The organism is Amycolatopsis sp. NPDC047767 (assembly GCF_040704195.1).
Taxonomy (GTDB): domain Bacteria; phylum Actinomycetota; class Actinomycetes; order Mycobacteriales; family Pseudonocardiaceae; genus Amycolatopsis.
This window is the reverse complement of sequence record NZ_JBEYSJ010000004.1, coordinates 230949-257452: the sequence shown is the minus strand read 5'-3', so window position 1 is coordinate 257452 and position 26504 is coordinate 230949. Positions and strand designations below refer to the sequence as shown.

Here is a 26504-nt window from a genome sequence, read left to right as displayed (position 1 = left end):
CGGTCAGGCGCCGTAGGTCGCCTGCGTCACCGCGAACACGTTGCGGTTGCCCGCGCCTTCCTGGAGTGTCCACAGTAGATCGGCGTTGGTCGCGTCTTCCCAGTACGACAGGCTTTCGCCGCTGGAGATCCACGTGTGCGTCGCCGGGCCGGTGGCCGGGGTCCAGTAGTAGAGCTTCTTCTGGCCCGAGGAGTTGAACCACCAGCGGTTGTTGTGCGAGGCGACGCCGTTGAGGTTGTACCAGGGCAGCTGCAGCGCCTCGCTCGCCGTGGTCGTGGCGGCGAACGTCGTCGCGCCCGCGGCGAACGGGAACAGGATCGCGCGCGGCGCGCGGTTCGGGTACGCGGTGCAGCCGGACTGGCAGGTGTACTCCGCCATCACGATCGACTTGCTCACGCGGTCGAGCGAGATCGACGACCACGCGAGGTTGGTGCCCGACGTGGTCTTCGACGTGATCGTGCCGACCTGTGGGAGCACGTAGGCGTAGTTGTGGGCGTAGTAGGTGCTGCCGGTCTGGTGCCCGATCTGGCCGGCCGTGCCGCCGGTGTTCGTCTTGAGGATCTTGCGCAAGTCGAACACGCGCATGCCGTGGCCGGTGTCGGCGACGTACAGGTAGTCGCCGTACCAGGACACGCCCCCGGCGTGGATCGGGATGTCCTTGAAGTCCGGCGCCGACGCCGTGCCGGTCGGCTCGACGAGCAGGATCTTGCGGTACTTGTTGGGGTAGGTGGCGTCCCAGTCGACGAGCGTGATGCGGCTGCGGGCCTGCGCGCCGTCGCAGCCGTCCTTGGTGTACCAGCTGACGAGCACGAGCTGGTGGCCGTCGTAGTTGCCGCTGTTCGCGGTACCCACGGCGTCGCGGCTGGTCGTGATGCCCTGCGGGTAGTTGGCGCAGTCGGAGTTGTCCGCGCTGTCGAACCGGAACCCGTCGGCCAGCCCCGCCACCGAAACCGACGACGGCAGCGCCGTCCGGTCGTGGTTCGCGTTGTCCATCACCGTGTGCACGGCGGCGGTCCCCAAGGTCGAGACCAGTGCCGCGTTCACGCTGTCGAACTGGTGATAGTCCGCGGTGAGCGTGTACTGACTTGTGGGCAGATCCGTCGGCGCCGTCGCCGCCAACGCCGGCGGCGACGCGACCACCGCTCCCGCTATGAGCACCGCGGCGGCCACAACCGCCCGCGACGCAACCAGAACCCGACGACGCACCGACATGAGACCCCCCAGGATCCGAAGCTACGTTCGCGGCCACGCTAGGGGTGGGTGGCGGGGTTACGCAATACCCCTAATGCCACCCCCGGTTACGGGGAGTCAGGGGTACACCTGCCGGTTGCTGACTGTCCACTCAGTACTCATCCGCCGGCCGCCTCGGAGTGGTGGCACCGCAGGGGCTTCGGCCGGTGTGAACGATGTTGGACGCTGACGACGCCCCGCCGGCCTGGACGACATCCCGACGACCCGACAACGGTCCTGACTGCGACGACACCACTTGTTCACGGCACAGCGATCTCGACGCTTGCACGCCCAGCGGACCCCGACTACCTCAGACCCCTCGCGCCGCTGATGTCAACACCCACCCGACGGCCGCATCAAGACGAACAACTCCGGGGTCCAGACAACGAATCCTCGCGGCAGTGACCACGTTCCGCCCAGCGGAGCCTCCTCCGAAGTTGCAGCCGCCGCAGTCCGAACCGCCGCCCGGGTCAGGACTCGCCAGTCGACCGCATCAGCGCGAACAGCCCCCGCCGCCCCGACAACGGGTCGTCAGCCGCCGTGACACCGTTGCGGGCCAGTAAAGCGGCCTCCACGCCCGTGGCGGCGGCGTGCCCGAGCTGGGCCGCGCCGAGGGGCGTGCCCGTGAGGGCGGCGAGGCCGGAGGCCTGCGTGGCCGCGATGCCGATGGTGTGGCGCAGGGCCGGGCCGCGCAGGTCGAGGACGCGGGCCGCCGCGGCGGCCGCGGCGACGGTGCCCGCCGTGGTTTCGAGGCACCAGCCGGAGCGGGTGTGGTCGGGGCCGAGGCCGTCGGCCACGGCGCGGGCGACCGCGTAGCCGGCGACGACGGCGTCGGGCGCGCCGTCGAGTGCGGCGACTGCGGCGACCACCGCGGCCCACTCGAGGTGCAGTTTCGCGGCCGCCGTGCCGAACAGGCGGGCGCGGCCGGTGGACCGGTCGGCGGCTAGGCCCAGTGCCTCGCGCACGACGTCGGCGGGTTCGGCCGCCCGGACGAGGGCGAGCGCGATGGCGGCCTCCGGGGAGTCGGCCACCGGGGCGTGGACGAGGGCCAGGATCTCCTCGGTCACGCGACCACCGCGTCCAGCAGCGCGCCGAGTCCGGGCGCGGTGGCGAGCCCGTCGACGGCCGCCGCCAGTTCGCGGGCCGCGCCGGGGCCGAGCACCGGTTCGACCAGGCGGTCGACCTTCCTGAACAGCTCCTCGTCGGTGAGCGGCCGGGCCTCGCTGCCGCGCGCGTGCTCGACGTGGACCTCCACCGGATCCTCCCCTTCCCGTTCGACGCGCACCGTCGCCGAGTCCCGCGGGCACTCGGCGACCGGCACGAGGTTCGTCAGCTCGCGCAGCCGGGCCACGTCGGCGGCGGCCGCGCGCTCGTCGGAGAACTGGCGCAGCCCGGCCTCGCCGTCGAGCAGGCCGACGGCCGCCGCGTGCCGGGCGCTGAAGCGCGCCTGCAGGCCGTCGACGGGCTGCGCACGGCCCATCAGCTCGGGCACGAGCGGGTGGCACCGGATCTCGACGGCCGTGATCGACCGCGGCTCCCCGATCAGCGCGGACGCGGCGACGGCAGCGTCGATCGCCGGGTGCGCCACGATCCCGCACGGGTAGGGCTTGAACGTGTTGCGCTCCAGCTCCCACGCGCCGGTCCACGCGCGCCGCAGCTGTTCGTAACGCGGCTGCGCGAACACCGGCAGCACGCCGCCCGGGCCGAGCGGATCGTCGGGCGCGGCCAGGCCGGCGGCCGCCAGCCGCGCCGCGAGCACCCCCGTGGCCGCGGCTTTCCCCGCGTGCAACGGTTTCGTCATGGAGCCGAACGCCTCGCGCTGGCCGAGCGTGCCCGTCGCCGCGATGCCGAGGGCGTGGCCGAGCCGCGTCGCGTCGAGGCCGAGCAGGTGGCCGGCGGCGACGGCCGCGCCGAACACCCCGCACGTGCCCGTGATGTGCCAGCCGCGGTCGTAGTGGCTGGGCGAGATGGCGACCCCGATCCGCAGCTGCGCCTCGCACCCGAGGGCGAACGCGGTGAGCGCCGTGGCGCCGTCGGGAGCGGTTTCGGGTGCGAGCGCCAGCACGGCGGCGAGCGCGGTGGCGCCGGGGTGGATCACGGTGTGCAGGTGGGTGTCGTCGAAGTCGTCGAGGTGCCCGGCCGTGCCGGTGACGATCGCGGCCCACTCGGGATCGAGCCGTTCGCCGCGGCCGGGGACCGGGACGGCGCCGGTGGCCCCGAGCTCGGCGGCGGTCGCGAGCACCGCCTCGACCGCCGGGGTGCGGGCCGCGCCGATCGCCGCGCCGAGGACGTTGAGCAGACTGCGCCGTGCGGCCCGGGCCACCGCGGCGGGCAGCGGCGCTTCGGCCGCTTTCCGCGCGTGCGCGCAGAAGAGCCGGGTCGAGTCGGAAGCCATCCGAAGATCATTTCAACGCCGCCCGCCGAGAACAACGACAACCGCGCGCCGGTCCGTTGCGAAAATCGCAACGATCAGCCGTTCCCCCGCGCGCGCCCGCACCATCGGCGAAACAGCGGATTTTCTGTGGTGCGCCAGGAAAATCGTGCGGTGACACCCGTCGCGATCGGGATCCGCACGACGAGCGGATGGTGGTGATCGGCCATCCGGCTCGGCACCGGCCATCGACTCGACGACGAACGGGTGACTGCCCTCCACCGACACGCGCGGCACGAACCCGGGCACAGGTTCCCGCGGCTGCTCGCGTCCGACGCAACGAACGACCGATCCTTCGTTTCCCGCAGGTGCACCACTTAGTGCCTGGTCAGCGGATCCCCGATCGGCACCGCGAACACCAGGGGTTCGGTGAACAGCGGCAGCGCCACCACGTCGGGTGCGGCGGAGCCGAGCATCGGCGTCACCGCGCAGGCGGGTGACCGCGTCCATCGCGCAGCTCTGGTAGCAGCGGAACCGCAGGTCGGGGTGGCATTCGAGGAGACCCGCCAGCACCTCCGGCACGAAGCCGAGCCAGAGGGAGAACGTGTGCGCGTTCCACAGCACCTGCCGCGGACCGCCGGAAGCGGCGTGCGTGGTGACGATCGCCTCGGCCCGCCTGCGCAACACCGCGCTCAAGCACGCGGCCGGTGTCGGTCAGCCGGACGTGGCGCCCGTGCTGTTCCACGAGGTCGACCCCAGCTTGCGCTCCAGCGCGCGGATGTTGCTGCACCGTCGTTGACGCCGAGCTCGTCGACTGCACGGACGAAGCGCTCGTTCCCGGCGAACGCGAGGAAAACCTCGAAGTCGCGAAAGGACACTTCGTCGTCCACCGCTGTTGTTCTGCTCGCTGCGCGCCGGCGCGGACGGCAGGCCGCGCCGGACGCGGCGCGCGCGTTGCCTCACAGCTCGCGAGGTCTTGTACCGATCGGTCGGTACGGCTATAGTTCCGCGAAACATCCCAGGTCACGGGCGTGAAGATCGCCGGCCTGGGTCCGCCCGCCGCGGGTCCCGGGACCCGCGGCGGCCGCCACCGGCACGCCGTTCGCGTGCCGTCTCCCCCGATGACGCTGGAGGTAGTTGTGGTTGTCGAGCAGCAGCAGGCGACGCGGATCAGACCCGCGCGCGTGGCGTTCGCGAGTTTCATCGGCACCGCCATCGAGTGGTATGACTTCTTCCTCTTCGGCTCGGCGGCGACGCTCGTCTTCAACGGCCAGTTCTTCCCCACGCTCAACCCGCTGGCCGGCACCCTGGCGGCCTTCGCGACGTTCGGGGTCGCCTTCGTGGCGCGCCCGCTCGGCGGCATCGTGTTCGGCCACTTCGGCGACCGGATCGGTCGCAAGCGGATGCTGTTCCTGTCGTTGCTGCTCATGGGCGGCGGCACGGTCGCGATCGGCTTGTTGCCGACGTACGGCCAGATCGGCGTCGCGGCACCGATCCTGCTGGTGCTCGTACGGCTGCTGCAGGGCTTCGCCGTCGGCGGCGAGTGGGGCGGCGCGGTGCTGATGGCCGTCGAGCACGCCCCGCCGCACCGGCGCGCGTTCTACGGCAGCTGGCCGCAGGCGGGGGTGCCCGCGGGTCTCGTGCTGTCGGCGTCGGCGTTCCTCGCGGTGCAGCAGCTGCCGAAGGACCAGCTGCTGAGCTGGGGCTGGCGCCTGCCGTTCCTGGCGAGCGCGGTGCTCATCCTCGTCGGGCTGTACGTGCGGTCGCGGCTCGAGGAGTCGCCGGAGTTCAAGCGCGCCGACGTGCCCACGTTTCCCTTGCGGGACACCCTGCGGCGGTCCTTGCGCGCGGTGCTCGTGGGGATCTTCGCGCAGGCGGGGACGAACATCCCGTTCTACATCGCGAGCGTTTTCGTGCTGTCGTACGGCCCGAACGCGGCGGGCGTGTCCCGGGGCACGGTGTTGACCTGCCTCATCGTGGCTTCCCTCGTCGACATCGCGGCCGTGCCGTTGTTCGCCATGCTCGCCGACCGCATCGGCCGCCGCAACGTCCTCCTCGGCGGCGCGGTGTACTCGGCCGCCGTCGCGTTCCCGTTCTTCTGGCTCCTCGACACGGGCGCGCCGGGCGCGGTGCTGCTCGCGATGTTCCTGCTCGCGACCCTCGGCCACGCCAGTACCTACAGCGCCATGGCGGGTTTCCTCGCCGAGCTCTTCGGCGCGGAACACCGCTACACGGGCGTCTCGGTCGCCTACCAGGTCGGCGGCTTGATCACCAGCGGCCCGGCGCCGTTCATCGCGGCCGCGTTGTTCGCCGGCTTCGGCGGTTCGTGGGTGATCGCGCTGTACATCGTGGTGGCGTGCGCGATCACGTTCACGGCGCTGTTGCTGGCTCCCCGGCGGAGTTGACCGCGCGCAGGACTACGTCGCGGGTGTGGTGGGTGCCTTCCGGCCCGGGCCTGGTCCGGGGCCGCGACTCGTGGACCAGGATCGTCCAGCCGTCGAGGAGCCCCGCGATCTCGTCGGGCCGGTAGTAGTCGGCGTAGTCCACGCCCTCGTCGCCGGGGTCATGCCCGGCGACGAGCAGCGTGCCCCCGGGCGCGACCGACGCGAGCAACCGGTTCAGCGCCTCGTGCTCCGGCTGGTGCCGCAAGGGGAAGTACTGCACCGACACGAGATCGAACACCCCGGCCGGCAACGCGGCGGTGCTCAGATCGGCCCGCGTCCACGCCACCCGCCCGGCGACGTCGGAGCCGTGTGCTACCGCCGCGCCCCGCCGCAACGCCGTCCCCGCCACGTCCACCGCCGTCACCCGCCACCCCCGGCGCGCCAGCCACACCGCGTCGGCCCCCTCCCCGCACCCGACGTCCAGCGCCTCCCCCGGCGCCAGCCCCGCGGCCTCCGCCACGAGCACCCCGTTGGGCTCCCCGCTGAACACCTGCGGGCGGCCGCGGTACATCTCGTCCCAGGACTCTGTATTCATGTGCCTCGCCTTCGTCACGACGTCCGGCCACCAATCTGCCGCGCGCGCGATCTCCTCGGCAAGCTCCTTTGCCGGAACGGCAAAGTCCTTCGCGATTCCCGATAGACTCCCGGCCGTGCCGGAATTCGCGTGGGTCGAACTCGACGGGGAGGTCCAGGGCGAACTGTGGAACGAGTTCGCCACCGAATACGGCTTCCGGCGCGGCCCAGATCCGGCGTCCTGGCCGGCGATCAGGGAACCGGCGCCGTCGTTGTGCTGGGCCCTCGGCTCAGCACCGATGCAGCCGGTCGCGCAACTCGTGTGCGACGTCCTGTGCGCCTGCACCGAATACTGGGACTCGGTGTTCTGGCACGACTCCGTGCACCCGTCGGCCCAGTACCGGCCGCACCGAGTTACGGACATCACGGATCTCGATTGCTGGGAGTACACCCACTACCCCAACGGGGATTACCTGATCTTCGTGTCGAAGGACCTGTCGTTCGGCATCGTCGGCAACCACCACGAGCGAAGCCTGTGTTTCTTCGGTGAAACCGCCGTGCAAGCGGCCACCGAGCTGAACCGCAGGATTCTCGGCCCCCTGCTCCGCCGTGACGGGCAGACCGTGGACCCCGGCTCAGTGACCGAACAGTGACGTCACCAGCGTTTCCGCGATCTCCCGCAGCTCACCCGGCTCGTAGCGCACCCGTTCCATGACCGCGAGGCCGCGCGTGGTGCTGACCACGAGCCGGGCGGCGGCGTGGAGGTCCACAAGGGACTCGACGCCGTCGTCCAGAGTGGACAGTTTCTTGTACACCAAGGTTTCCAGCTCGTCCAGCATGGCGCGCACAGCGGATTCCGCGCGGGGCGACTCCGTGGCGGCTTCGATGGCGGTGCGGGTGGAGAGGCAGCCGTGGGCGGGGGTGCCGGCGGTGAAGGTCGTGATGCAGTAGTCGAAGAAGGACAGGAGGGCCGCGCGTTTTGTCGGCCGATCGAGCGCCGCGGAGGCGCCGGCGAGGAAGCCGGCCGTGTATTCGCCGAAGGCGCGCAGGAAGATTTCTTCCTTGCCGCCGTAGGCGTTGTACAGGGAGCCGCGCTGGACGCCGGTGCCGGCGGCCAGGTCGAGCATCGACGTGGCGCGGAAGCCGCGGTCGGTGAAGACGTCGAGGGCGCGCGAGAGAGCCTCGCGCTCGTCGAACTGGCGTACGCCCGCCATGGCACCCCTTTCCCTACCCGCCGGCCAGCCTAGTCCGCTGCGGGACGTCGAAGACGCCGTGCCGCGTGAGCAGCCCGGCCAGCCACCCCAGCGCTGCCGCCAGCAGGATCGGCGGCAGCAGGTCGAGCCCGCTCAGCTCGACCGCGAGCACGACGGCCGTCGCCGGGGCCCTCGACGCCGCGGCCAGGCACGCGGCCATTCCCGCCGCCGCACCACCGGCCATGGGCAACGCCGAACCCACGGTCGCCCCGACGAACAACGCCGGCCCGATCGTCCCGACCACCCCGCCCGCCCCGACGGTCACCCCCGTCGCGACGACCTTCACGACCGCCAGCGCCAGCAACGCACTCACGCCACCCGCGGCGGCCCCGGGCTGCCCGACGCCGGCGACACCGGGCGCCACAAGCACGAGCAGCCCGACGGCCACCCCGCCAACGACAGCGCGAACCCAGCCAGAACAGGCCCAGGTGACGAGAGTCCTGAGCCGGTCCGGCCGGGCGGAATCCGCGACACCCCCGGCCCCACCCGAGCTACCGGCGACTTCATCGGCCGGACCAGCACCCGCGCGGATCCGCAGCCAGCGCCACGCCGCGCGCGCCCAACCCGGCTGAACGGCACCCCGGGCGACACGAGCGTCGCCCGAGCGAGAGCCACCGACGACGACGTCGGACCTACCCAAGGCACTCCGGTGCGAGGCATCAGCAATCCGGCCCTCGCCCGAGCCACCCCGCCGCGAGCCGGCCGCGCCGCGGGCCCAGCCGGGCCAAGTCGCGCCCGCGTACAGCGACCACGCCAGCACCACGCCGAACAGTCCCGCCACCACACCGCCGAACGGGGACCCGGCCACGTCCACGTCCGGTAGCCGCAGTGGTTCGCCGGGCAGTGCCCAGCCCGTGAGGGCGCCGGAGGCCGAGCCGAGGGCTACGGCGGCGAGCTCCGCGCCGCCGAGGGCCTCGACGAGGACCTCGGCCACGAGCACCACGCCGGCCAGCGGCGCGCCGAACGAAGCGGCGACGCCGCCGGCGACGGCGGCGGCCGCGACAGGGCGCAGGGAAGCGGGAGGTAGCCGCAGCACGCGGGCCAAAGTGGAGCCCAGTGCGGCCGAGATGTGGACGACCGGGCCCTCCGCGCCGCCCGAACCGCCGGAGCCGAGCATCGTGCCGGCGGCCAGCGCTTTGGCGCCGGCGACGCGGCCGCGGACCGGCGAGCCCGCGAACGCCTGGCGCACCTGGGGAATCCCGCCGCCACCGGCGTCCGGTACGAAGCGCACCACCACCACGCACAGCAGCGCCCCGGCGACCGGCGCGAGCACGACGACGGCGGGCGGCGCACCGGCCACCAGCGACCGGAGCGCGCCCACCGTCTGTCCGAACGCGACAGCCGCGACTCCGGCGACCGCGCCGGCGAGGGCAGCCGAGCCGAACAGAGCCGCCGAGCCGGCCCGAGCAACGACGCCGGACAGGCCGGTGGAGCCGGACAAGGCAGCCCTCGAGAGCAGCGGGCCCGAGCGCACGCGTCAGGCCGCGTTCAGGCGCTGGTGCAGCTCGTACGAAGCCCGCTCGACGTGGTTGTGCACCAGCTTGCCGTCCTCGATCTCCCACACGGCGGTGCCGCTGAACGAGATCGGGCGACCGTCCGGTTCGGACCCGAGCACGCCGTTGTTGCGCCCGTGCACGTTCCACCGCGAGGCGACGCGGCTGCCGTCGTGGTTCTGGAACGTTTCGACGATCTCCAGCTCCAGGTCGTGCACCTGCTCGAGGAACGCGCCGATCCACGCCTTGAAGTTCTCGCGGCCCTCGATGCGCACGCCCGCGTTCGTGATCACGAAGTCCTCGACCACGAAATCGTCGGCCGCGTCCGGGTTGTGCGCGTTCCAGACCTCGTTCCAGAACGATTCGACCAGCTCCGCCGAGTTCGGCACGGTGACCTCCAGAGTCATGTTTGACATTGCTGTCAAAGATAGCTCCGGGACGGCCTCACCGAGCCCCTTTGCGAGCAGGACCACACCGAGAGCTAGCCGGCGAACGCGTCGGCGAACCGGTAGCCGTCGAGCAGTTCCCGCGCGGCGACCAGGTACTGGATCGTCGGCGTGCCTTCCTCCAGCCAGTTGAGGCGGGCGTCGCGGTACAACCGCTCGATCGGGTACTTGCGCGTGTAGCCGATGCCGCCGTGCACCAGCAGCGCCCGGTCGGTGACGCGCCCGACGGCCTCCAGCCCGAACTGCTTCAGCAGCGAAGACTCGGCAGGGATCCGCCGGCCGGCGTCCCACTTCGCCGCGGCATCGGCCAGCATGCCGCGCAGCGCGTACACATCCGCCGCCATCTCGGCGAGGTAGCGCTGGATCGCCTGCCGTGACGCGATCGGCTTGCCGAACGTCACCCGTTCCTGCGAGTACTTCACCGAAAGCTCGAGCGCCCGCGTCGCCGTGCCGAGCGAAGACGCCGCGATGAACACCCGGCTCACCTCCAGTGCCCGCTCCAGGTGCGCACCACCCTCGCCTTCGGCGCCCACGAGCGCCGACGCGGGCACCCGTACGTCGGTGAACGTGAGCTCACCGTGCTCGGCACCCTTGCAGCCCATGGTCTCCGGCAGCGGCGCGATGGTGAACCCGGGCGCGTCCCGCGGCACGACGAGCGCGGAAACGTCCACCTCGGACGTCTTCGCGAACACCAGGAAGTGCGACGCGATGTCCGAGTTGGTGATGAGCCACTTGCGCCCGTTCAGCACGTACTCGTCACCTTCGCGACGCGCCACAGTGGACAGGTCGGCGCCGGTCCCGTTGCCGGGTTCGGTGAGTGCGAAGGCGAGCGACTTCTCCCCCGTCGCCGCACCCGGCAGGATCTCGTTCTTCTGCGCGGCGCTCCCGATCTCCGACAGCGCGTGGGCGAACGAGTTGTGGACGTGCACGATCGCCCGGATCCCGCCCTGGATCTTGGCGAACTCGGCGAGGATCGGCAGGTACTGCGCGATCGACAGGCCGGAACCGCCGTACTCGCGCGGCACGATCAGGCCGAAGGCGCCGCACGCGCGCAGCGCCGGCAGCACCACGTCGTAGGGGATCTTCTCGGTGTCCTCGATCCGGTGCTCCAGAGGGTCGAGCTCGTCCCAGATCGTGGCGAAGACGGCGTCGCGCAGCTTGCGGTAGTCGTCCTCGGGCAGGCCAGTGTTCATCGGGTCCTCCTAGGTTTCACAGGCTTGGATTTCGCGGGCTTGGATTCACGGTCACGGATTCACAACGTCCAGCCGCCGTCGGCGGCGAGTACCGCGCCCGTGCAGAAGGTGGCGTCCTCGGCGAGGAACACCGCGGCGCGGGCGATCTCCTCCACGGTGCCGAAGCGGCCGAGCACGGTGGCGTCGGCGATCTTCTGCCGCGCCCCGCCGGGGATCGCGGCGGTCATGTCGGTCTCGACGAACCCGGGCGCCAGCACGTTCACGCGCACGCCTTGGGGCGCAAGCTCTTTCGCGAGCGAGCGGGCAAAGCCCACCGCGGCGGCCTTCACGCTCGCGTACGCGGTGTCGCCGGCGAACCCGACCGTTCCGACGGCGGACCCGACGAGCACCACGCTGGGGTTCGAACCGCCGGCCAGCCAAGGGATCGCGGCACGCACCAGTGCGGCCGTGCTGCGCAGGTTCTCCTCGATCACGCGCCACCAGTCGCCGGGGTCGGCGCGGGCGAGCTTGCCACCCTGCCACACCGCGGCGTTGAGCACGAGCGAGTCGAGCCGGCCCCACTGCCCGCAGACCTGCCCGACGACCGATTCGGCCGTGTCGGGCGCGGCGAGGTCAAACGCCACCGGCAGCACCCGGCCGGGCGCGTCCGCGGCCAGCTTCGCGACACGGTCCCCACCGGAGCGGTACGTGCCCGCGACCCGCAGCCCCCGGTCGAGCAACTGCCGCGCGATGCCCTCGCCGATCCCCCGCGAGGCACCGGTTACCAGCGCGACCCTGACGTCTTCTGCATTCATGAAATGATTGTACCGATCGGTCTGTACGAATAACTGTGACGAAGGTCAGAGCCGCTCGACGATCGTGGCGTTGGCCATGCCGCCCCACTCGCACATCGTCTGCAGCCCGTAGCGGGCGCCGCGGTGTTCGAGCGCGCCGACGAGGGTGGTCAGGATCCGGGCGCCGCTCGCGCCCAGCGGGTGGCCGAGCGCGATCGCTCCCCCGTGCACGTTGAGCCGCTCGGGCTCGGCTTCGGTCTCGCGCAACCAGGCCAGCGGCACCGGCGCGAACGCCTCGTTGACCTCGAACAGGTCGATGTCGCGGACGGTCAGCCCCGCCCGCGCGAGCACGGCGTGCGTGGCGGGCACGACACCCATGAGCATGAGGATCGGATCGTCGCCGACCACGGCCGTCGTGTGGATCCGGGCGCGTGGGGTGCACCCCAGCGCCTCGGCCTTGGCCGCGCTCATCAGCAGCACGCCGGCCGCGCCGTCGGACAGCGGCGACGAGTTGCCCGGTGTGATCTTCCAGTCGATCCCGGGAAACCGGCTCTCGGCGGCTTCGTCCACGAAGGACGGCCGCAGACCGGCCAGACCGGCCACTGTGGTCGACGGGCGGACGGTCTCGTCGGCCGTGAGCTCCGGCGCCTCGGCGACCGCGACCAGGTCCGGTGCGAACACCGCCTGCGATTCGGCGGCGCGGCGGTGGGATTCCGCGGAGAACGCGTCCAGCTCGTCACGGCTGAGCCCCCACCGCGCGCAGATCAGCTCGGCGGAGATCCCCTGCCCGACGAGCCCGCCGGGGAACCGCTCGGCCACGCGCGAGCCGAGGTGGTCGGTGCCCTGGGTGTCGGAGTGCATCGGCACGCGCGACATCGACTCCACGCCGCACGCGATCACGACGTCGGCCGCGCCGGCCTGGATCGCGTGCGCGGCGAAGTGCACGGCCTGCTGGCTCGAGCCGCACTGACGGTCGACCGTGGTCGCGGGCACCGACTGCGGGAACCCGGCGGCGAACACGGCACTGCGCGCCGGGTTCACGGCCTGCTCGCCCGCCTTGGTCACGCAGCCGCCGATCACGTCGTCGACGAGCGCGGGGTCCAGGTCGTTGCGCGCGACGAGGCCGGCGAGGACGTCGGCCAGCAGGTTCACGGGGTGGACGTGCGAGAGCGCGCCACCCGGCTTCCCCTTGCCGACGGGGGTGCGCAGCACGTCGACGACCACCGCGTCGCGTGGTGAAGTCATGGGTCCTCCCGGAGTCCGGCGTTGGAATCACCGGGGACCATACCTGTATGGACCGGTCGGTACAAGGATTCAGGCACGCGACGGCCCGCAACGGGAATCGAATCGGGAAAACGGGAACCGAGGCGAATGTGCCCGGGTCAGGCGCGGATGCCCTCGATCAACGCGTCGAGGAACATGTCGGCGACCTCGTCCGGCGTCAGCTCACCGTCGGGCTCGTACCAGAGGTAGGTGTAGTTGAGCATGCCGAGGATGCCCTTCACGAGCAGGCGCGGGGTCTGGCGCAGCACCTTGGCGCGCACGCCGTTGTCCAGCGCCTGGCGCCAGTAGCCTTCGTAGCGTTCGCGCGCGGTGATCACGTGGTCGCGCCACTCGCCGGTCAGCGCCGTGTACTCGCGGAAGAACACGGCCCACTCCGAGCGGTGCTCGGCGATGTTGCGCAGCAGCCCGCGGGCCATGCGCCGCAGCAGCTCCTCGGCGCCGAGGTCCTCGTCGAGCAACTGCTCGGCGTAGGCGTTCATGGAGTCGACCTGCTCTTTGCTGATCGAGTAGAGCACGGCTTCTTTGCTGCCGATGTAGTGGTACAGCGCGCCCCGCCCGAGGCCGGCAGCGGTACCCAGCTCGGCGATGCCGGTGCCGTGGTAACCGTTTCGCGCGAACAGCTCGGCCGCGATGCCGATCACGCGAGCCCGGTTCGCCTCGAATCCCGTCACCGTCATCTCGCCGACGCCCGCCTTCACCCCGTGTGGACCGAACGTTCCAAGGATATCCGCCGGCGACCTCGCCCTGGCGCAAGGGCGAGGTCCCGGCACGTCGGCCGGCCGCGCGGCCGGCGTCTCACTTCTTCTGCCGGCGGCTCCCGCCGTGCCAGTCCTCCTGCTTGCCGGTTTCACCGGCGCTGACGCCGAACGCCGGCAGCTGCGGCCGCTCGCGCAGGCTGCGCTTGAGCTCGGCGAAACCCGGGAACCGCGACAGCGCCACGACGTGGTCCCACAGCTCGACCGCCTCGTCGTCGGAGGGCAGCCGGCTGATCACCGGGCCGAACAGCGCGGTGCCGCGCGGCGGCTCGAAGTGCAGGATCGGCGTGCCGACGTCCTTGCCCGTCAGCGTCAGGGCGACGTCGGTCTCCGCCTGGATCACGGCGTCCCAGGTGTCGTCCTCGAGCGCGTCGGCGTAGTCGTGCGGGAGCCCGCACGCGTCGAGCGCCGTGGTCGCGAGGTCGCGCACGCCGCGGTGCACGGCCGCGGCCGTGCCCCCGGAGACGGCGTCCTGCTCGAACGTCTCCTGCCCCAGCTTCTCGTAGAACGCGCCGATCGGCCCGGGCCCGTGCTCGCGGCGGATCCGCGCGGCCACGCGCAGCAGCTTCAGGCCCGAGGTGTGCGATTCCTCGTACTCCGGCGGGAAGTGCGCCTCGTAGTCGATGTGCGAGTTGAGCAGGCGCAACGAGATGAACCGCCATTCGACGTCGTACTGCTTCAGCCGCGCGACGGTGCGTACCCACTTGCTCGTCATCCAGGCGAAGGGGCAGACGGGGTCGAAGTAGAAGTGCAGGTCAGGGTCGCTCATGAAGTGAGCGTACCCAACGACCCTTGTTTATACCGATCGGTACAAGCATAATCCCCTACCAGGAGAAGTGCTCAGACCGATCGGTCCAAGGATCGTGCTCGGCAAAGGAGGTTGGGCGACGATGCTCGACAGGTCAGCCACGCGGACGCCCGGCGAAGACGGGTTGGTGCACCGGCCGGTTTGCGCGCGGATCACGATCGCGGAGCTCTACGAACGGGCCTACCGCCAGTTCGGCTCGCGCGTCGCCGTGCGCGACGGCGGCACCGCGCTCACCTACCGCGAGCTCGGCGACCGGGTGCACCGCATCGTGGGCGGGCTCGCCGCGCTCGGTCTGCGCCGAGGTGACCGCGGCGTGCTGTTGGTGGGAAACGGACTCGAGTTCTTCGAATCCGAACACGCCCTGTTCGCCGGCGGACTCGTGCGCACCGCGCTCAGCACGCGTCTGCACGTGCGTGAAGTCGTCCACATCCTCAACGACTGCGCGGCGTCGGTGGTGTTCGCCGATGCCGCGTGGGCCGGGCAGCTGGCCGGGATCCGCGCCGAGCTCCCCCACCTCCGGGTCGTCGTCACGGTCGCCGACGGCCCGGGCGACACGACGCTGGACGAACTGCGCGCGGCCGAACCCGCGCGACCGGTGAACCCCGACGCCGGCGATCCCGCGGCGATCCTCTACACGAGCGGCACGACCGGCCTGCCCAAGGGCGCCACGCTCAGCCACGCCGCCTGGGCGGCCATGGTGCGCAACGAACTCCTCGAACTGCCCCCGGCGGCCGACGACGACCTCGTGCTGCACGTCGCGCCGCTGAGCCACCTGAGCGGCTACGTGGCGCCCGCGTACTTCGTGCGCGGCGCCACGCACCTCACGTGCGCCAAGTTCGATCCCGCGGTGGTGTTGGACCTGATCGAATCCCACCACGTGACCGTGCTCCCGATGGTGCCGACGATGCTGAACCTGCTCGTCCTCGCCGCCGAGCAGCGGCCCGGCGACTACACCTCGCTGCACTCCGTGGTGTACGCGGGTTCGCCGATCGCCCCGGACCGGCTCGCCCGCGCCCGCGCGGTGTTCGGTGACGTGTTCGTGCAGTTCTACGGCCTGAGTGAGCTGCCGATCCCGATCGCGTGCCTCTCCGCCCGTGACCACGCGTTCGACCCGGCCGGCGGGATCCCGGCGCGGCTGGCGTCGGCGGGCCGGGTCAGCCCGTTCGTGGAGGTCAAGCTCGTCGACGACACCGGCGCCGAGGTGGGCCACGGCGAGATCGGCGAGATCACCGTGCGCGGCGACCAGGCGATGATGGGCTACTGGCACCGGCCCGACGCGACGGCCGCGATGCTCGGCCCGGACGGCTGGGCCGGCACCGGCGACCTCGGCCGCTTCGACGACGAGGGCTACCTGTACCTGGTGGACCGCAAGAAGGACATGGTGGTCACCGGCGGGTTCAACGTCTACCCGACGGAGATCGAGAACGTCGTGTCGACCGTGGCGGGCGTCTCGGAGGTCGCCGTGGTCGGCGTGCCGGACGAGACGTGGGGCGAGGCGTTGAAAGCGATCGTGGTGGCTCGCGCCGGGTTCACGGTGACGGCCGACGACGTGATCGCCGCGTGCGCGCAACACCTGGCCGGCTATAAGAAACCTCGTTCGGTCGAGTTCGTCGACGAGCTGCCCAAGACCGGTTCGGGCAAGATCATGCGGCGCCGGCTTCGAGACCGCTACTGGGCGGACAGCGACCGCAAGGTCGGCGGCTGACCACAGTGGACGGAGTGCCGCGGCACACGCCGTCCACAAGGGATCGTCCACAGCGGAAGGCCGGTACCCGCGTCGGGGTACCGGCCTTCCGCGGACGGTGGGCTCAGGCGTTCTGCCAGGCCTTGCGCAGCCCTTCCCGGTCGACGCGAACGCCTTCGAGGTACACGTCGGCGATCCGCCGGGTCGCCGTGATGTCCCGCAGCGGATCCTCGTCCAGGACGACGAAGTCCGCCCGCTTGCCCACCGCGAGCGAACCGCGGTCGGCCAGCCCCAGCAGCTCGGCCGACACCTCCGTGGCCAGCCGCAGCGCCGCCAGCGGCGGCAACCCGGCCGCCACCAGGGCCTCCAGCTCCCGGTGCTCGGCGAAGCCGATGATCTGCGCGAGCAGGCCCGTGTCGGCGGAGAACACCAGCCGCACGCCCGCGTCGGCCAGGGCGACGAGCGTCTTCTCCATGCCGCGGTAGGCCGCTGCGGTGTCGAACAGCGGTTCCGGCGCCTTCTCGCGGATCGTCGCGCGCAGGGCCTCCACCGCGTCGCGCGGGAGGATGTCCGCGAACGCGGGCTCGTCCAGCCAGCCCTCACCCGGCGGGCGCTGGATGGCCATCGAGGTGAACACCGCGACGTTGTGGTCCTTCAGCAGCGCGATGAGCTCGTCGTCGGTCCCCGTGCGCGGCAGGTGCGCGATGATGTCCGCGCCCGCGCGGATGACGGCCTTCGCCTCGTCGAGCGTGTAGATGTGCGCGGCGACCGTGATGCCGTGGGCATGCGCCTCGTCGATCACGGCCTCGTAGATCTCCGGCCCGAGCTTCTCCTTGGTGCCGTGGCGGCTGTCGAGCCAGAACTTCACGGCGTCGACCCGCTTCGCGGCGAGCCCGCGCACGAACGCGCGCACCTCGTCGGGGCCGGTCGCCTCGTGCACGGCGTCGGCGGCGAAGAACGGCCCGCCGTTGGTGTCGCCCGGCGTCGGCGCGACGATCCCGGCGCCCGCGGTGAACAGCTGCGCGACGTCGCGCTCGCCGAGCGTGCCCGCGCGCTGCTCGTCACGGACGGCGAGTTCGGTGTCGTCGCGGTCGGTGCCGAGCGACTGGAACGTGCTGACGCCGTAGTACGCGAGCCGGTGCAGGTGGTCGACGACGTTGGCACGCGAGTAGAAGCCCGCGTCCGACGTGGTGCCGCGCATGTACCCGATGTGGCCGTGCGGGTTCACGATCGCCGGGATCACCGTCTTCCCCCGCAAGGAAACCACGGTGCCCTCAGCGGTGAGGTCGGTGCCGACCTGCCGGATCACCCCGTCGCGAACGACCAGCACCGCGTCGTCGAGCACCTGCTCGCCGGTGATCAGGCGCGCTCCCGTGTAGACAGTCGCGTCGCTCACGCCCGCGCCCCCTGTCCGCTCGCGTACCGTGCACTGCGCTGTTCGTACTCGTCGTAGCCCATGGCGGCTTCGAACGCGTGCTGCTCGGTGACGAGGTGCTTCACCGCGGCGACGTCCTCACCTTCCCGCAGCGCGTCGAGCACCGCCGTGACGTTCTTCGACGCGGCCCCGATCACCGTGTACCACAGCAGAACCACGTCGGCGCCGGCCTCGCCGTACTGCGCGATCGTGCTGGACGGCTCGTCCGAACCCGGCACGTCGAGCAGATCTCCGGGCACCATGACCGGCACCGGAATCCGGTCCCGCACGCGCTCGAGGTCGGTCGCCGGGATCGCCGGCGCGAACACCAGGTCCGCGCCGGCCGCGGCGTAGGCTTCGAGCCGGCGGACGCAGCCTTCGAGGTCGTGCTCGACCCACGCCGCGTCGGAGCGCGCGATCACGAGGAAGTCGGGGTCGGTGCGGGCGTCGACCGCCGCGCGCACCTTGTTCGCCATCTGCTCCACCGAAAGCAGCCCGGCGGGCATCGACGTGTGCTTGCCGCCCAGGTTGTCCTCGATGTGCACGCCGGCCACACCGGCGTCTTCGAAGACTTTCACGGCGCGCCAGACGTTCGGGGCGTCGTAGAAGCCGTTCTCCGCGTCGGCGAGCACGGGGATGCCGACGGCGTCGACGACGCGGCGCGCCTGCTCGGCGATCTCGTTCAGCGTCAGGAGCCCGACGTCCGGCAGCCCGAACGCCGAGGCGGCGGCGGCGAAACTGCCCAGGTAGGTCGCGGGGTACCCGGCCTTTTCGACGAGGCGGGCACTGAACGCGTCGTACGCTCCGGGCAGCACCAGCGGCCCGGTTCCGGTGAGGAGGGCTTTGAACGCCTTCCTGCGCTCGTGCGGTGTGTTCGGCATCGAACTTCCTTCTCCTCAGACGAGGAAATCGCGGTAGCGGCGCAACCGCTTGCGGGCGGTTTTCATGTTGTGGCGCTTGAGCTCTTCGGCCCCGCCGGCGTCACCGCGCACGAGGGCTTCGATGATGGCGCGGTGCTCGGCGAGGCTCTCCTCCATCCGGCCCGGGGTCATCAGGATCCGGCGGCGCAGCAGGTGCGCCTGGTCCTGGATGCCGACGAGGGTTTCGGCGAGGAAATCCTGGCCCGCCAAGCGGATCACGGTGTCGCGGTAGGAGTCGATGGCCGCGAGGAACGTCTCGAGGTCGCCAGTGGCGGCCGCGTCGTCGAGCCGGCTCGGTGCGAAGAGCTCCTGAAGCGCCGTCCAGTCCTGCGGTTCGGCGTGCTGCGCCGCGAGCCGGGCGGCGAGACCTTCCAGCACCTCGAGGACGTCGTAGATCTCCTCCAGGCGATCGAAGTCGACCTTCGCCACGACGGTGCCGACGTTGGGGATCCGCTCCACCAGCTTGCGCGACTCGAGCGCCAGCAGGGCCGACCGGACGGCGTTGCGGGTGGTGCCGAGCTCGGCGGCCAGCTTCACCTCCGGCAGCCGGCTGCCCGGCGTGAAATCCCCGCGCAACAGCCGCTCCCGCAGGTGCAGCTCGACCTCTTCGCTCTTCATGGCCGTCCCTTCGTGCTGCCCTCCACTGTACGAACGCGTCGCCTGAATTGTCAACAATGTAAGTGACACTATTGTCGCGTGGCTCTGGTCACGCTCGTTAGGGTGGAGTCGTGACGATCTTGGTGCGCAAGTCCGGACCCGCCGACCGCCCGGCGATCCTCGCGCTGCTCGACGGCGCCCGCGGCCTCGACCTGAGCCCTGAGGAACGCGTCGCGCAGGGCTTCGTGCAGGGCAGCTTCGACGCCGGCAAACTCGTCCCGTTCGAGACCACCAGCGGCGTCTTCCTCCCGGAGGACGACGGCGAACCGGCCGGCGTCGCGCTGACGTCACCGGCCGAGTCCGCCGGCGGCGGCCCGCCCGGCCGCACGGTCGAGGTCGCGCGCGCCGCAGGCCTGACCGAGGGCGTGTTCCTTTACGGCCCGGTCACGGTCGCGCCGGCCCACCGCGGCCAGGGCGTGGTGCGGCTGCTGCTCGCCGCCGTGGCCGAGCACCTCGCCGGCTACCGCGCGGGCGTGCTGTTCGTGGAGCGCGCCAACGAGAAGTCGCTGGCCGTGCACACGCACCTCGGCATGAAGCACGTCGGCGACTTCACGCACGCGGACCGGGAGTACGCCGTCTTCTCGTTCACTCCGGCGCAGTTTCGCGCCTGACCCGCAGCCACTGCTCGAACTCGGCGGCGACGATGCGCTCGTCATGCACGCCGGCCGCCTCGGGCGAGGCCAGCCACACGATGGGCGGCCCCATCACCTCCGGTTCGAGGAACCGGTGACCGGCGGGCGCGTCCGGCAGCATGCCCGTGACGGTCGCGCCGCCGGGCAGCAGCAGGTTCACCGTGACGCCGGTGCCGCGCAGATCCGCCGCCATCACGCGGGACAGCGATTCGCTGCCCGCGCGCGACGGCCCGTAGGGCACGAACCCGGCCCGGCTCATGGTCGCCTCGCTCACCGCGATGTTCACGATCCGCCCGCCACCCGCGGCCAGCATCCGCGGCGTCACCTCGCGGGCCACCAGGAAGTAGCCCGTCAGGTTCGTCTCCACCACCTCGCGGAAACCCTCGACCGGGACTTCCCAGAACCCGCGCGGCTCGGTCATGAACCGCGGGTTGACCGTGCGCATGCCGAGCCCGGCGTTGTTGACCAGCAGGTCGATCCCGCCGAGCCGCTCCCACACCTCCGCGACGGCTCGCGCCACCGACGCGTCGTCACGCACGTCCAGCTCGACCCCGAACGCCCCCGGCAGCCCGGCGGCGACCTCGCGCGCCCGCTCCCCCGACCGTCCGCTCACCGCGACACCCGCCCCGGCTCCGGCGAGCGCGGTCGCCATCGCCAGCCCGAGGCCGCTGGTCGCACCTGTCACGAGCACCTTCGACTCCATCGCACCGACGCTAGGAGCTGGTGCGCGCTCCAGGTCAAGCGGGCCGGGGACACACCGCACAGTATGGGAAGTCTTCAACGCGACGATTAGTCCGCAAAGGACAGACCTCAGCAGGCGCAGCGAATCGTGAACTCTTTCTCTTGCCCCGCCAGCGACATGACGTGTGCGTTGAGGTTCGCCCGCACACTCCCCCGGATCTCGTTGTCGACGCGGTACAGGTCGGTCACCAGCGTTTCCCAGTCCCGGTTGCCGTCGGCCGCCCAGCGGAACGGCAGCCGGCGCAGCGACCACGGCTCGGCCGGGTCCACGGCCGCACCCGTCTCCAGCGCGGCGCGGACGATGGCGCGTTGCTGCTCGACCTCACGGGGCCGGCCACCGGGACAACCGAGCGGGAAGTCGAGGAACGTCGCGCGCGGGGCTTTGACCGCCGAGGCCGCGCGGTGCAGCGTCGTGAGGCTGGTGGTCGGCAAGCCCCGACGTTCGATCGCGCGCGCCAGGACCCCGCCGGCGACGTGGCACTGCGGGCAGAACGGCACGACCAGCACGAGGTCCACCCCCATCGCGGTGAACTCGTCCACGATCCTCGGCGCGGTCTCGGTGGCGAGCTCGTCGTACTGCGAGATCGAGCCGACCATCGACACGGCGCGGCCGGCGTAGCGGCCGATCACGCCCGCGCGCTCGAGGTCGAGCATCGTGTCGCGGGGGTAGGCGACGTTCGCGTCGGCCAGCGCGAACGCCCGGATCGGCGTCATGTGCGCGAACAGCACCTCGGACAGGTCACGCTCGCGCGGCAGCAGGCGGTAGGACAGGTCGCTGCGCTGCTCCAGCCGCTTCTGGTCCGGGTAGTAGGCGCCACACGTGACGAGCAGCCCGACGGTCGCGTCGCCCAGTGGCTTGCGCAGCGGGGTGAGCTCGGGCGCGTCGAACGTCGGCACGCTCAGCGGCGGGATGCCGAGCACGGGGCCCGCCACGTTCGCGTCGAAGTCGTAGGTCCGGGAGTCAGCCTGGACGGTCATGGGTGATCCGTTCCTTCCTCGTGGTCGGTCAAGATCCAGACTACGTCAGATATTCGAATATCTGTCCAATACTCGAATGATGACCCGAACGGACGAGCGCGGCGAAGCCGGCCCCAGGCTCGAACATTCGTAGAATGGACGGGTGCCCGACAAGGAGACCCGCAACGAGCGCGTGTACCTGAGCCTGCGTGAGGAGATCCTCTCCGGCGCGCGCGAACCGGGCTCGCCGCTGCGCACGGCGGAGCTGTGCAAACGCTTCGAGTGCAGCGTCGGCGTCGCGCGCGAGAGCCTGCTGCGCCTGGCCGAGCGCGACCTGGTGCAGGAGCGGCCGATGCAGGGCTTCCGCGTCGCGGCGCTGTCGGAGGCGGACCTGCGCGACCTCACCGAGGCCCGGCTGGAGATCGAGACCCTCGCGTTGAAACATTCGGTGCGCGAGGGCGACGCGGCGTGGGAGGCGCGCGTGGTCGGCGCCCACCACCTGCTGCTCGTCACGCCGCGCACGGACGACCCGCGGTCCTCGGTCGCGGCCGGCAAGGCCCACGGCGCGTTCCACACCGCGCTGCTCGAAGGCTGCCGCAACCAGCGCATCCTCGCGATGGCGTACCGGCTGCGCGACAAGGGTGAGCTCTACCGCCGCTGGTCCGTCGCGGAGCCGGACGGCGAACGTGACGTCGACGCCGAGCACCGCGGCCTGCTCGACGCCGTGCTCGCCCGCGATGCCGACCTGGCGGCCGGCCGCCTCGCCGCCCACCTCGAAGCGACCCACGAAACGCTCGTGAGGGGCCTCTGACGCGCGTCCACTGTGGCCGGTCCGCGCACCGTCCACAGCCGACGACGCACCGTCGCGGGGCGAACCGAGCAGGAATCGAGAAGCGCTCACGCGGCCGCCCCGGTTAGCGTCGAAGACACGCAGTCGAACCGACAACCACCGGGAGCCACCATGTCCACCACGCAAGGCATCAAGACCGTGCTGCACTCCGTCTCCGACCTGAGCAAGGCCAAGGAGGTCTACACCGCGCTGCTCGGGATCGCGCCGCAGGCCGACAGCGAGTACTACGTCGGGTTCGACACCGCCGGCCAGCACATCGGCCTCGTGCCGAACGGCGGCCCGCAGGCCGCGCCCTCGCCCGTGGCCTACTGGCACGTCGACGACATCGAGGCGAAGCTGGCCGAGGTGACCGCGGCGGGCGCCGTGGTGCGGGAGGAGCCGAAGAACGTCGGCGGCGGGCGGCTCGTCGCCACCGTCACCGACCCGGACGGCAACGTGCTGGGCCTGCTCCAGGACCGCTGAACCGCCGCCCGCTCCGGGCGAGCGGGCGGCCGATCGGCCACGAGCATCCCGCCCGAGCTGGTTGAATCGACGCCAGCCGCTCCACCGACCCCGTCGACGCCGCACGCGCGGCCCGCGTCCCAGCAGAGGGAGACCCGATGACCACGGCGAAGGCCAAGCCCTCGTCCGCGCCGCAAGGCGCCGACAGCCACGACGTGATCCGCGTGCACGGCGCGCGCGTGAACAATCTGAAGGACGTCAGCGTCGAGCTGCCGAAACGCCGCCTGACCGTGTTCACCGGTGTGTCCGGCTCGGGCAAGAGCTCGCTGGTCTTCGGCACGATCGCGGCGGAGTCGCAGCGGCTGATCAACGAGACCTACAGCGCGTTCGTGCAGGGCTTCATGCCCACGCTCGCCCGGCCGGACGTCGACGTGCTCGAAGGCCTCACGACGGCGATCATCGTGGACCAGGAGCGCATGGGCGCAGACCCGCGGTCCACTGTGGGCACCGCGACCGACGCCAACGCGATGCTGCGGATCCTCTTCAGCCGGCTCGGCAAGCCGTACATCGGTTCGCCGCAGGCGTTTTCCTTCAACGTCGCGTCGATCAGCGGCGGTGGCGCGGTGACGTTCGAACGCGCCGGGCGGACGGTGAAGGAGCGCCGCACCTTCAGCATCACCGGCGGCATGTGCCCGCGGTGCGAGGGCCGCGGCAAGGTCAACGACATCGACCTCACCGCGCTCTACGACGAGAACAAGTCGCTCAACGAAGGCGCCATCACCATCCCCGGCTACAGCATGGAGGGCTGGTACGGCCGGATCTTCCGCGGCAGCGGCTTCTTCGACGCGGACAAGCCGATCAGGAAGTTCACGAAAAAAGAGCTGAACGACCTGGTGTACAAGGAACCGACGAAGATCAAGGTCGAGGGCATCAACCTCACCTACTCGGGACTCGTGCCCGCGATCCAGAAGTCGTTCCTGTCCAAGGACGTCGACGCGATGCAGCCGCACATCCGCGCGTTCGTGGAGCGGGCGGTCACGTTCACCGTCTGCCCGGAGTGCGAGGGCACGCGCCTGTCGGCGGAGGCGCGTTCGTCGAAGATCGGCAAGCTGTCCATCGCCGACGCCTGCGCAATGCAGATCAACGACCTGGCCGAGTGGGTGAGCGGGCTGAAGGAACCGTCGGTCGCTCCCCTGCTGGCGTCGCTGCGGCACACGCTCGACTCGTTCGTCGAGATCGGGCTCGGTTACCTCTCGCTCGACCGGCCGTCGGGCACGCTCTCGGGCGGCGAGGCGCAGCGCACCAAGATGATCCGTCACCTCGGCTCGTCGCTGACCGACGTGACCTACGTGTTCGACGAGCCGAGCATCGGCCTGCACCCGCACGACATCCAGCGCATGAACGGCCTGCTGCAGCAGCTGCGCGACAAGGGCAACACCGTGCTCGTGGTGGAGCACAAGCCGGAGACGATCGCGATCGGCGACCACGTCGTCGACCTCGGCCCCGACGCGGGCAGCGGCGGCGGCGAGGTCGTGTACGAGGGCAGTGTCGAGGGCCTGCGCAAGTCCGGCACCCGCACCGGCCGCCACCTGGACGACCGCGCGAAGCTGAAGCCGTCGGTGCGCACGCCGTCGGGCGCCCTCGAGGTGCGCGGCGCGAGCACGCACAACCTGCAGGACGTGGACGTCGACATCCCGCTCGGCGTGCTCGTGGTCGTCACCGGCGTGGCCGGTTCGGGCAAGAGCTCGCTCATCCACGGCTCGGTGTCCGGCGGCGCCGACGTGGTGACCGTGGACCAGGGTGCGATCCGCGGGTCGCGGCGCAGCAACCCGGCCACCTACACCGGCCTGCTGGAGCCGATCCGCAAGGCCTTCGCGAAGGCCAACGGCGTGAAGCCGGCCCTGTTCAGCGCCAACTCCGAGGGCGCGTGCCCGAACTGCAACGGCGCGGGTGTCGTCTACACCGACCTCGCGATGATGGCCGGCGTCGCCACTCCGTGCGAGGTGTGCGAGGGCAAGCGGTTCCAGGCTTCGGTGCTCGAATACCGGTTCGGCGGCCGCGACATCAGCGAGGTCCTCACGATGCCGGTGGCCGAGGCCGTGGACTTCTTCGCCGACGGCGAAGCCAAGATCCCGGCGGCGCACAAGATCCTGCAGCGCCTGGCCGACGTCGGCCTCGGCTACCTCACACTGGGCCAGCCCCTGACCACCCTCTCGGGCGGCGAGCGCCAGCGCATCAAGCTCGCCACGAACATGGGCACCGACGGCGGCGTCTACGTCCTCGACGAGCCGACCGCCGGCCTCCACCTGGCCGACGTCGACCAGCTGCTCGGCCTCCTGGACCGCCTCGTCGACGCCGGCAAGTCGGTCATCGTCATCGAACACCACCAAGCCGTGATGGCCCACGCCGACTGGATCATCGACCTCGGCCCGGGCGCCGGCCACGACGGCGGCCGCGTGGTCTTCGAGGGCACGCCGGCCGACCTCGTCGCGAAGCGCGCCACGCTGACTGGGGAGCATTTGGCGGACTACGTCGGTGCGTGAGCCGAGCGGCTCAGGAACCTTTCGGCAGTGTGGGGGGTTCCTGAGCCGGTGCCCGGTCGCGTGGCGGTGTGCTCGGCGAACGTGGCCTCGATGACGGGCAGCGCGGCCGCGGGGGGAGCCACTGCCAGATGTGCTTGACGGAGTGCTGAACAGCGCCCGTGTAGGTGACACCGCAGACCGCACCGAGCCGATGAACCGCAGGTCAGGGTGTTGTCCACAAGCAACGCGAGTTGTGGATGATCCGGCCTCTGGCCAGCTCGACCACCCGATTCTGTCGGTGCGGGCCGATACGCTGGAAGCGGGCAGGCCCGACCGGCCTTCCCGGCCGCGTTCCAGCCCCCCGACCCGCACCGAGCGACGGATCGTGAAGGTCCGTGTGCTGCGGCGCTGGGGGCCGGCCCGGATCGCGTTCTTCCTGCGCCCGGTGCCCTCCACCGTGCACCGCGTGCTGGCTCGTTACGGCCTGGCCCGCCTGTACCATCTCGACCGGGCCACAGCCGGTCGATCCGCCGCTACGAGCGCGCCGCAGCAGGCGAACTCGTGCCCGTGGACATCAAAAAACTGGGCAGAATCCCTGACGGGGGCGGGGACCGGGCCGTGGGCCGTCAGGCCGGACACCGGCACCGCACCCGCACACCGGGCAAGACCCTCGACGCCCGCGGCCGTAGCCACGTCGGCTACAGCTACCCACACAACGCCGTGGACGATCACTCGCGGCTGGCCTACAGCGAGATCTTGCCCGACGAGCGCACAGAGACCGCCGCCGCGTTCTGGCAACGCGCGCAACTGTTCTTCACCACCCACGGAATCACAGTGCAGACAGTGCTCGGCGACAACGGCGCCTGCTACACATCACGCCTCTGGCGCGACACGCTCACCAACGCCGGGATCATCCACACACACCCGCCCCTACCGCGCAAACGGGAAAGTAGAACGCTTCAACCGCACCCTGCTCGCCGAATGGGCCTACAACAGCCCTACCCCTCCGAACGCGCCCGCCGCGACACCCTCCCCGGCTGGCTCCACACCCACAATCACCACCGCGGCCACACCGCACTCGGCGGCCACCCACCCGCCAGCCGCGTTCCCAACCTCCCACGAC

The 26504-nt window shown here is 71.2% G+C and carries 26 protein-coding genes and 1 pseudogene; 9 read left to right on the top strand and 18 right to left on the bottom strand.

Features of this window, described 5'->3' with window-relative positions:
* Nucleotides 1–3: 3 nt before the first annotated feature.
* From AB0878_RS10015 to AB0878_RS10000, 4 genes are all read right to left on the bottom strand, one after another.
* Nucleotides 4–1140, bottom strand: coding sequence for a hypothetical protein (locus AB0878_RS10015; protein WP_366578354.1), 1137 nt, complete (start codon nt 1138–1140; stop codon nt 4–6).
* A gap of 560 nt (nt 1141–1700) precedes the next feature.
* Entirely contained in the window at nt 1701–2297 is a 597-nt protein-coding gene (locus AB0878_RS10010; RefSeq protein WP_366578352.1) for an MmgE/PrpD family protein, read from the bottom strand.
* Complete coding sequence (locus tag AB0878_RS10005) at nt 2294–3625, bottom strand: MmgE/PrpD family protein (protein ID WP_366578350.1); 1332 nt, start codon at nt 3623–3625, stop codon at nt 2294–2296. The genes AB0878_RS10010 and AB0878_RS10005 overlap by 4 nt, the downstream gene beginning before the upstream one ends.
* Nucleotides 3626–3637: 12 nt before the next feature.
* Nucleotides 3638–3910 carry a hypothetical protein gene (locus AB0878_RS10000; RefSeq protein WP_366578348.1) on the bottom strand — a complete coding sequence of 91 codons (273 nt, stop codon included), beginning with the start codon at nt 3908–3910 and terminating at the stop codon, nt 3638–3640.
* Nucleotides 3911–4205: 295 nt separating this feature from the next.
* Here AB0878_RS10000 and AB0878_RS09995 point away from each other — a divergent pair, with 295 nt between their 5' ends.
* Nucleotides 4206–4400: a hypothetical protein gene (locus AB0878_RS09995; RefSeq protein WP_366578346.1), complete on the top strand. Its 195-nt coding sequence runs from the start codon at nt 4206–4208 to the stop codon at nt 4398–4400.
* A gap of 232 nt (nt 4401–4632) precedes the next feature.
* Nucleotides 4633–6006, top strand: a complete 1374-nt coding sequence (locus AB0878_RS09990; protein ID WP_366578344.1) for an MFS transporter — start codon at nt 4633–4635, stop codon at nt 6004–6006.
* Here the strand turns inward: AB0878_RS09990 and AB0878_RS09985 are convergent.
* On the bottom strand, nt 5972–6580 hold the full coding sequence (locus AB0878_RS09985; protein WP_366578342.1) for a class I SAM-dependent methyltransferase: 609 nt from the start codon (nt 6578–6580) through the stop codon (nt 5972–5974). The two genes, AB0878_RS09990 and AB0878_RS09985, sit on opposite strands and share 35 nt — an antisense overlap.
* Between AB0878_RS09985 and AB0878_RS09980 the strand changes: the two genes are divergently transcribed.
* Nucleotides 6579–7211, top strand: a complete 633-nt coding sequence (locus tag AB0878_RS09980) for a DUF2716 domain-containing protein (protein WP_366578340.1) — start codon at nt 6579–6581, stop codon at nt 7209–7211. The two genes, AB0878_RS09985 and AB0878_RS09980, sit on opposite strands and share 2 nt — an antisense overlap.
* On the opposite strand, the gene AB0878_RS09975 is transcribed toward AB0878_RS09980, so the two are convergent.
* The 8 genes from AB0878_RS09975 to AB0878_RS09940 form a co-directional block, all read right to left on the bottom strand.
* Nucleotides 7194–7772, bottom strand: a complete 579-nt coding sequence (locus tag AB0878_RS09975) for a TetR/AcrR family transcriptional regulator (protein WP_366578338.1) — start codon at nt 7770–7772, stop codon at nt 7194–7196. The two genes, AB0878_RS09980 and AB0878_RS09975, sit on opposite strands and share 18 nt — an antisense overlap.
* Before the next feature lie 13 nt (nt 7773–7785).
* The gene (locus AB0878_RS09970; protein ID WP_366578336.1) at nt 7786–9252 is read right to left on the bottom strand and encodes a chloride channel protein; all 1467 of its coding nucleotides are present in this window, start codon (nt 9250–9252) and stop codon (nt 7786–7788) included.
* Nucleotides 9253–9288: 36 nt separating this feature from the next.
* Nucleotides 9289–9720, bottom strand: a complete 432-nt coding sequence (locus AB0878_RS09965; RefSeq protein ID WP_366578334.1) for a nuclear transport factor 2 family protein — start codon at nt 9718–9720, stop codon at nt 9289–9291.
* A gap of 65 nt (nt 9721–9785) precedes the next feature.
* Nucleotides 9786–10943, bottom strand: coding sequence for an acyl-CoA dehydrogenase family protein (locus AB0878_RS09960; protein WP_366578332.1), 1158 nt, complete (start codon nt 10941–10943; stop codon nt 9786–9788).
* A 59-nt stretch (nt 10944–11002) separates the two neighbouring features.
* Nucleotides 11003–11737: an SDR family oxidoreductase gene (locus tag AB0878_RS09955; RefSeq protein WP_366578331.1), complete on the bottom strand. Its 735-nt coding sequence runs from the start codon at nt 11735–11737 to the stop codon at nt 11003–11005.
* Nucleotides 11738–11782: 45 nt separating this feature from the next.
* Entirely contained in the window at nt 11783–12961 is a 1179-nt protein-coding gene (locus AB0878_RS09950) for a thiolase family protein (protein WP_366578329.1), read from the bottom strand.
* A gap of 137 nt (nt 12962–13098) precedes the next feature.
* On the bottom strand, nt 13099–13677 hold the full coding sequence (locus tag AB0878_RS09945; RefSeq protein WP_366578327.1) for a TetR/AcrR family transcriptional regulator: 579 nt from the start codon (nt 13675–13677) through the stop codon (nt 13099–13101).
* A 118-nt stretch (nt 13678–13795) separates the two neighbouring features.
* Complete coding sequence (locus AB0878_RS09940) at nt 13796–14524, bottom strand: DsbA family protein (RefSeq protein WP_366578325.1); 729 nt, start codon at nt 14522–14524, stop codon at nt 13796–13798.
* A 121-nt stretch (nt 14525–14645) separates the two neighbouring features.
* Here AB0878_RS09940 and AB0878_RS09935 point away from each other — a divergent pair, with 121 nt between their 5' ends.
* The gene (locus AB0878_RS09935) at nt 14646–16268 is read left to right on the top strand and encodes an AMP-binding protein (RefSeq protein WP_366578323.1); all 1623 of its coding nucleotides are present in this window, start codon (nt 14646–14648) and stop codon (nt 16266–16268) included.
* Between the two features lie 103 nt (nt 16269–16371).
* Here AB0878_RS09935 and AB0878_RS09930 read toward each other — a convergent pair whose 3' ends face one another.
* Genes AB0878_RS09930 through AB0878_RS09920 form a run of 3 tightly spaced genes read right to left on the bottom strand, consistent with a single transcriptional unit; the run spans nt 16372 to nt 19199 of the window.
* Nucleotides 16372–17643 (bottom strand): amidohydrolase family protein, encoded by a 1272-nt coding sequence (locus AB0878_RS09930; protein WP_366578321.1) that lies wholly within the window; start codon nt 17641–17643, stop codon nt 16372–16374.
* The gene (locus tag AB0878_RS09925; RefSeq protein ID WP_366578319.1) at nt 17640–18542 is read right to left on the bottom strand and encodes an isocitrate lyase/PEP mutase family protein; all 903 of its coding nucleotides are present in this window, start codon (nt 18540–18542) and stop codon (nt 17640–17642) included. Before AB0878_RS09925 ends, AB0878_RS09930 begins: the two co-directional genes overlap by 4 nt.
* 15 nt (nt 18543–18557) lie before the next feature.
* A complete protein-coding gene (locus AB0878_RS09920) occupies nt 18558–19199 on the bottom strand; it encodes a GntR family transcriptional regulator (RefSeq protein WP_366578317.1) in 642 nt (213 codons plus the stop codon).
* Nucleotides 19200–19309: 110 nt separating this feature from the next.
* On the opposite strand from AB0878_RS09920, the gene AB0878_RS09915 reads away from it, so the two are divergent.
* On the top strand, nt 19310–19849 hold the full coding sequence (locus AB0878_RS09915; RefSeq protein ID WP_366578315.1) for a GNAT family N-acetyltransferase: 540 nt from the start codon (nt 19310–19312) through the stop codon (nt 19847–19849).
* On the opposite strand, the gene AB0878_RS09910 is transcribed toward AB0878_RS09915, so the two are convergent.
* Both AB0878_RS09910 and AB0878_RS09905 read right to left on the bottom strand, forming a co-directional pair.
* The gene (locus AB0878_RS09910) at nt 19824–20573 is read right to left on the bottom strand and encodes an SDR family oxidoreductase (RefSeq protein WP_366578313.1); all 750 of its coding nucleotides are present in this window, start codon (nt 20571–20573) and stop codon (nt 19824–19826) included. The genes AB0878_RS09915 and AB0878_RS09910 overlap by 26 nt on opposite strands.
* 107 nt (nt 20574–20680) lie before the next feature.
* Nucleotides 20681–21589: a hypothetical protein gene (locus tag AB0878_RS09905; RefSeq protein WP_366578311.1), complete on the bottom strand. Its 909-nt coding sequence runs from the start codon at nt 21587–21589 to the stop codon at nt 20681–20683.
* 142 nt (nt 21590–21731) lie between these two features.
* Between AB0878_RS09905 and AB0878_RS09900 the strand changes: the two genes are divergently transcribed.
* From AB0878_RS09900 to AB0878_RS09885, 4 genes and pseudogenes are all read left to right on the top strand, one after another.
* The gene (locus tag AB0878_RS09900; RefSeq protein ID WP_366578309.1) at nt 21732–22379 is read left to right on the top strand and encodes a GntR family transcriptional regulator; all 648 of its coding nucleotides are present in this window, start codon (nt 21732–21734) and stop codon (nt 22377–22379) included.
* A gap of 150 nt (nt 22380–22529) precedes the next feature.
* On the top strand, nt 22530–22880 hold the full coding sequence (locus tag AB0878_RS09895; protein ID WP_366578307.1) for a VOC family protein: 351 nt from the start codon (nt 22530–22532) through the stop codon (nt 22878–22880).
* A gap of 137 nt (nt 22881–23017) precedes the next feature.
* Nucleotides 23018–25402: an excinuclease ABC subunit UvrA gene (locus AB0878_RS09890; protein ID WP_366578305.1), complete on the top strand. Its 2385-nt coding sequence runs from the start codon at nt 23018–23020 to the stop codon at nt 25400–25402.
* A 310-nt stretch (nt 25403–25712) separates the two neighbouring features.
* Nucleotides 25713–26497 (top strand): annotated as a pseudogene (locus AB0878_RS09885) (IS481 family transposase); the annotation flags it as partial.
* Between the last annotated feature and the right edge of the window lie 7 nt (nt 26498–26504).

Coding starts and splice junctions, on each gene's coding strand:
- AB0878_RS09925 (WP_366578319.1), bottom strand. CDS start 18,542: ATGCCGAACACACCGCACGAGCGCAGGAAGGCGTTCAAAGCCCTCCTC.
- AB0878_RS09905 (WP_366578311.1), bottom strand. CDS start 21,589: ATGACCGTCCAGGCTGACTCCCGGACCTACGACTTCGACGCGAACGTG.
- AB0878_RS09955 (WP_366578331.1), bottom strand. CDS start 11,737: ATGAATGCAGAAGACGTCAGGGTCGCGCTGGTAACCGGTGCCTCGCGG.
- AB0878_RS09980 (WP_366578340.1), top strand. CDS start 6,579: ATGTGCCTCGCCTTCGTCACGACGTCCGGCCACCAATCTGCCGCGCGC.
- AB0878_RS10005 (WP_366578350.1), bottom strand. CDS start 3,625: ATGGCTTCCGACTCGACCCGGCTCTTCTGCGCGCACGCGCGGAAAGCG.
- AB0878_RS09935 (WP_366578323.1), top strand. CDS start 14,646: ATGCTCGACAGGTCAGCCACGCGGACGCCCGGCGAAGACGGGTTGGTG.
- AB0878_RS09985 (WP_366578342.1), bottom strand. CDS start 6,580: ATGAATACAGAGTCCTGGGACGAGATGTACCGCGGCCGCCCGCAGGTG.
- AB0878_RS09920 (WP_366578317.1), bottom strand. CDS start 19,199: ATGAAGAGCGAAGAGGTCGAGCTGCACCTGCGGGAGCGGCTGTTGCGC.
- AB0878_RS09940 (WP_366578325.1), bottom strand. CDS start 14,524: ATGAGCGACCCTGACCTGCACTTCTACTTCGACCCCGTCTGCCCCTTC.
- AB0878_RS09965 (WP_366578334.1), bottom strand. CDS start 9,720: ATGTCAAACATGACTCTGGAGGTCACCGTGCCGAACTCGGCGGAGCTG.
- AB0878_RS09890 (WP_366578305.1), top strand. CDS start 23,018: ATGACCACGGCGAAGGCCAAGCCCTCGTCCGCGCCGCAAGGCGCCGAC.
- AB0878_RS09910 (WP_366578313.1), bottom strand. CDS start 20,573: ATGGAGTCGAAGGTGCTCGTGACAGGTGCGACCAGCGGCCTCGGGCTG.
- AB0878_RS09960 (WP_366578332.1), bottom strand. CDS start 10,943: ATGAACACTGGCCTGCCCGAGGACGACTACCGCAAGCTGCGCGACGCC.
- AB0878_RS09945 (WP_366578327.1), bottom strand. CDS start 13,677: ATGACGGTGACGGGATTCGAGGCGAACCGGGCTCGCGTGATCGGCATC.
- AB0878_RS09895 (WP_366578307.1), top strand. CDS start 22,530: ATGTCCACCACGCAAGGCATCAAGACCGTGCTGCACTCCGTCTCCGAC.
- AB0878_RS09950 (WP_366578329.1), bottom strand. CDS start 12,961: ATGACTTCACCACGCGACGCGGTGGTCGTCGACGTGCTGCGCACCCCC.
- AB0878_RS09975 (WP_366578338.1), bottom strand. CDS start 7,772: ATGGCGGGCGTACGCCAGTTCGACGAGCGCGAGGCTCTCTCGCGCGCC.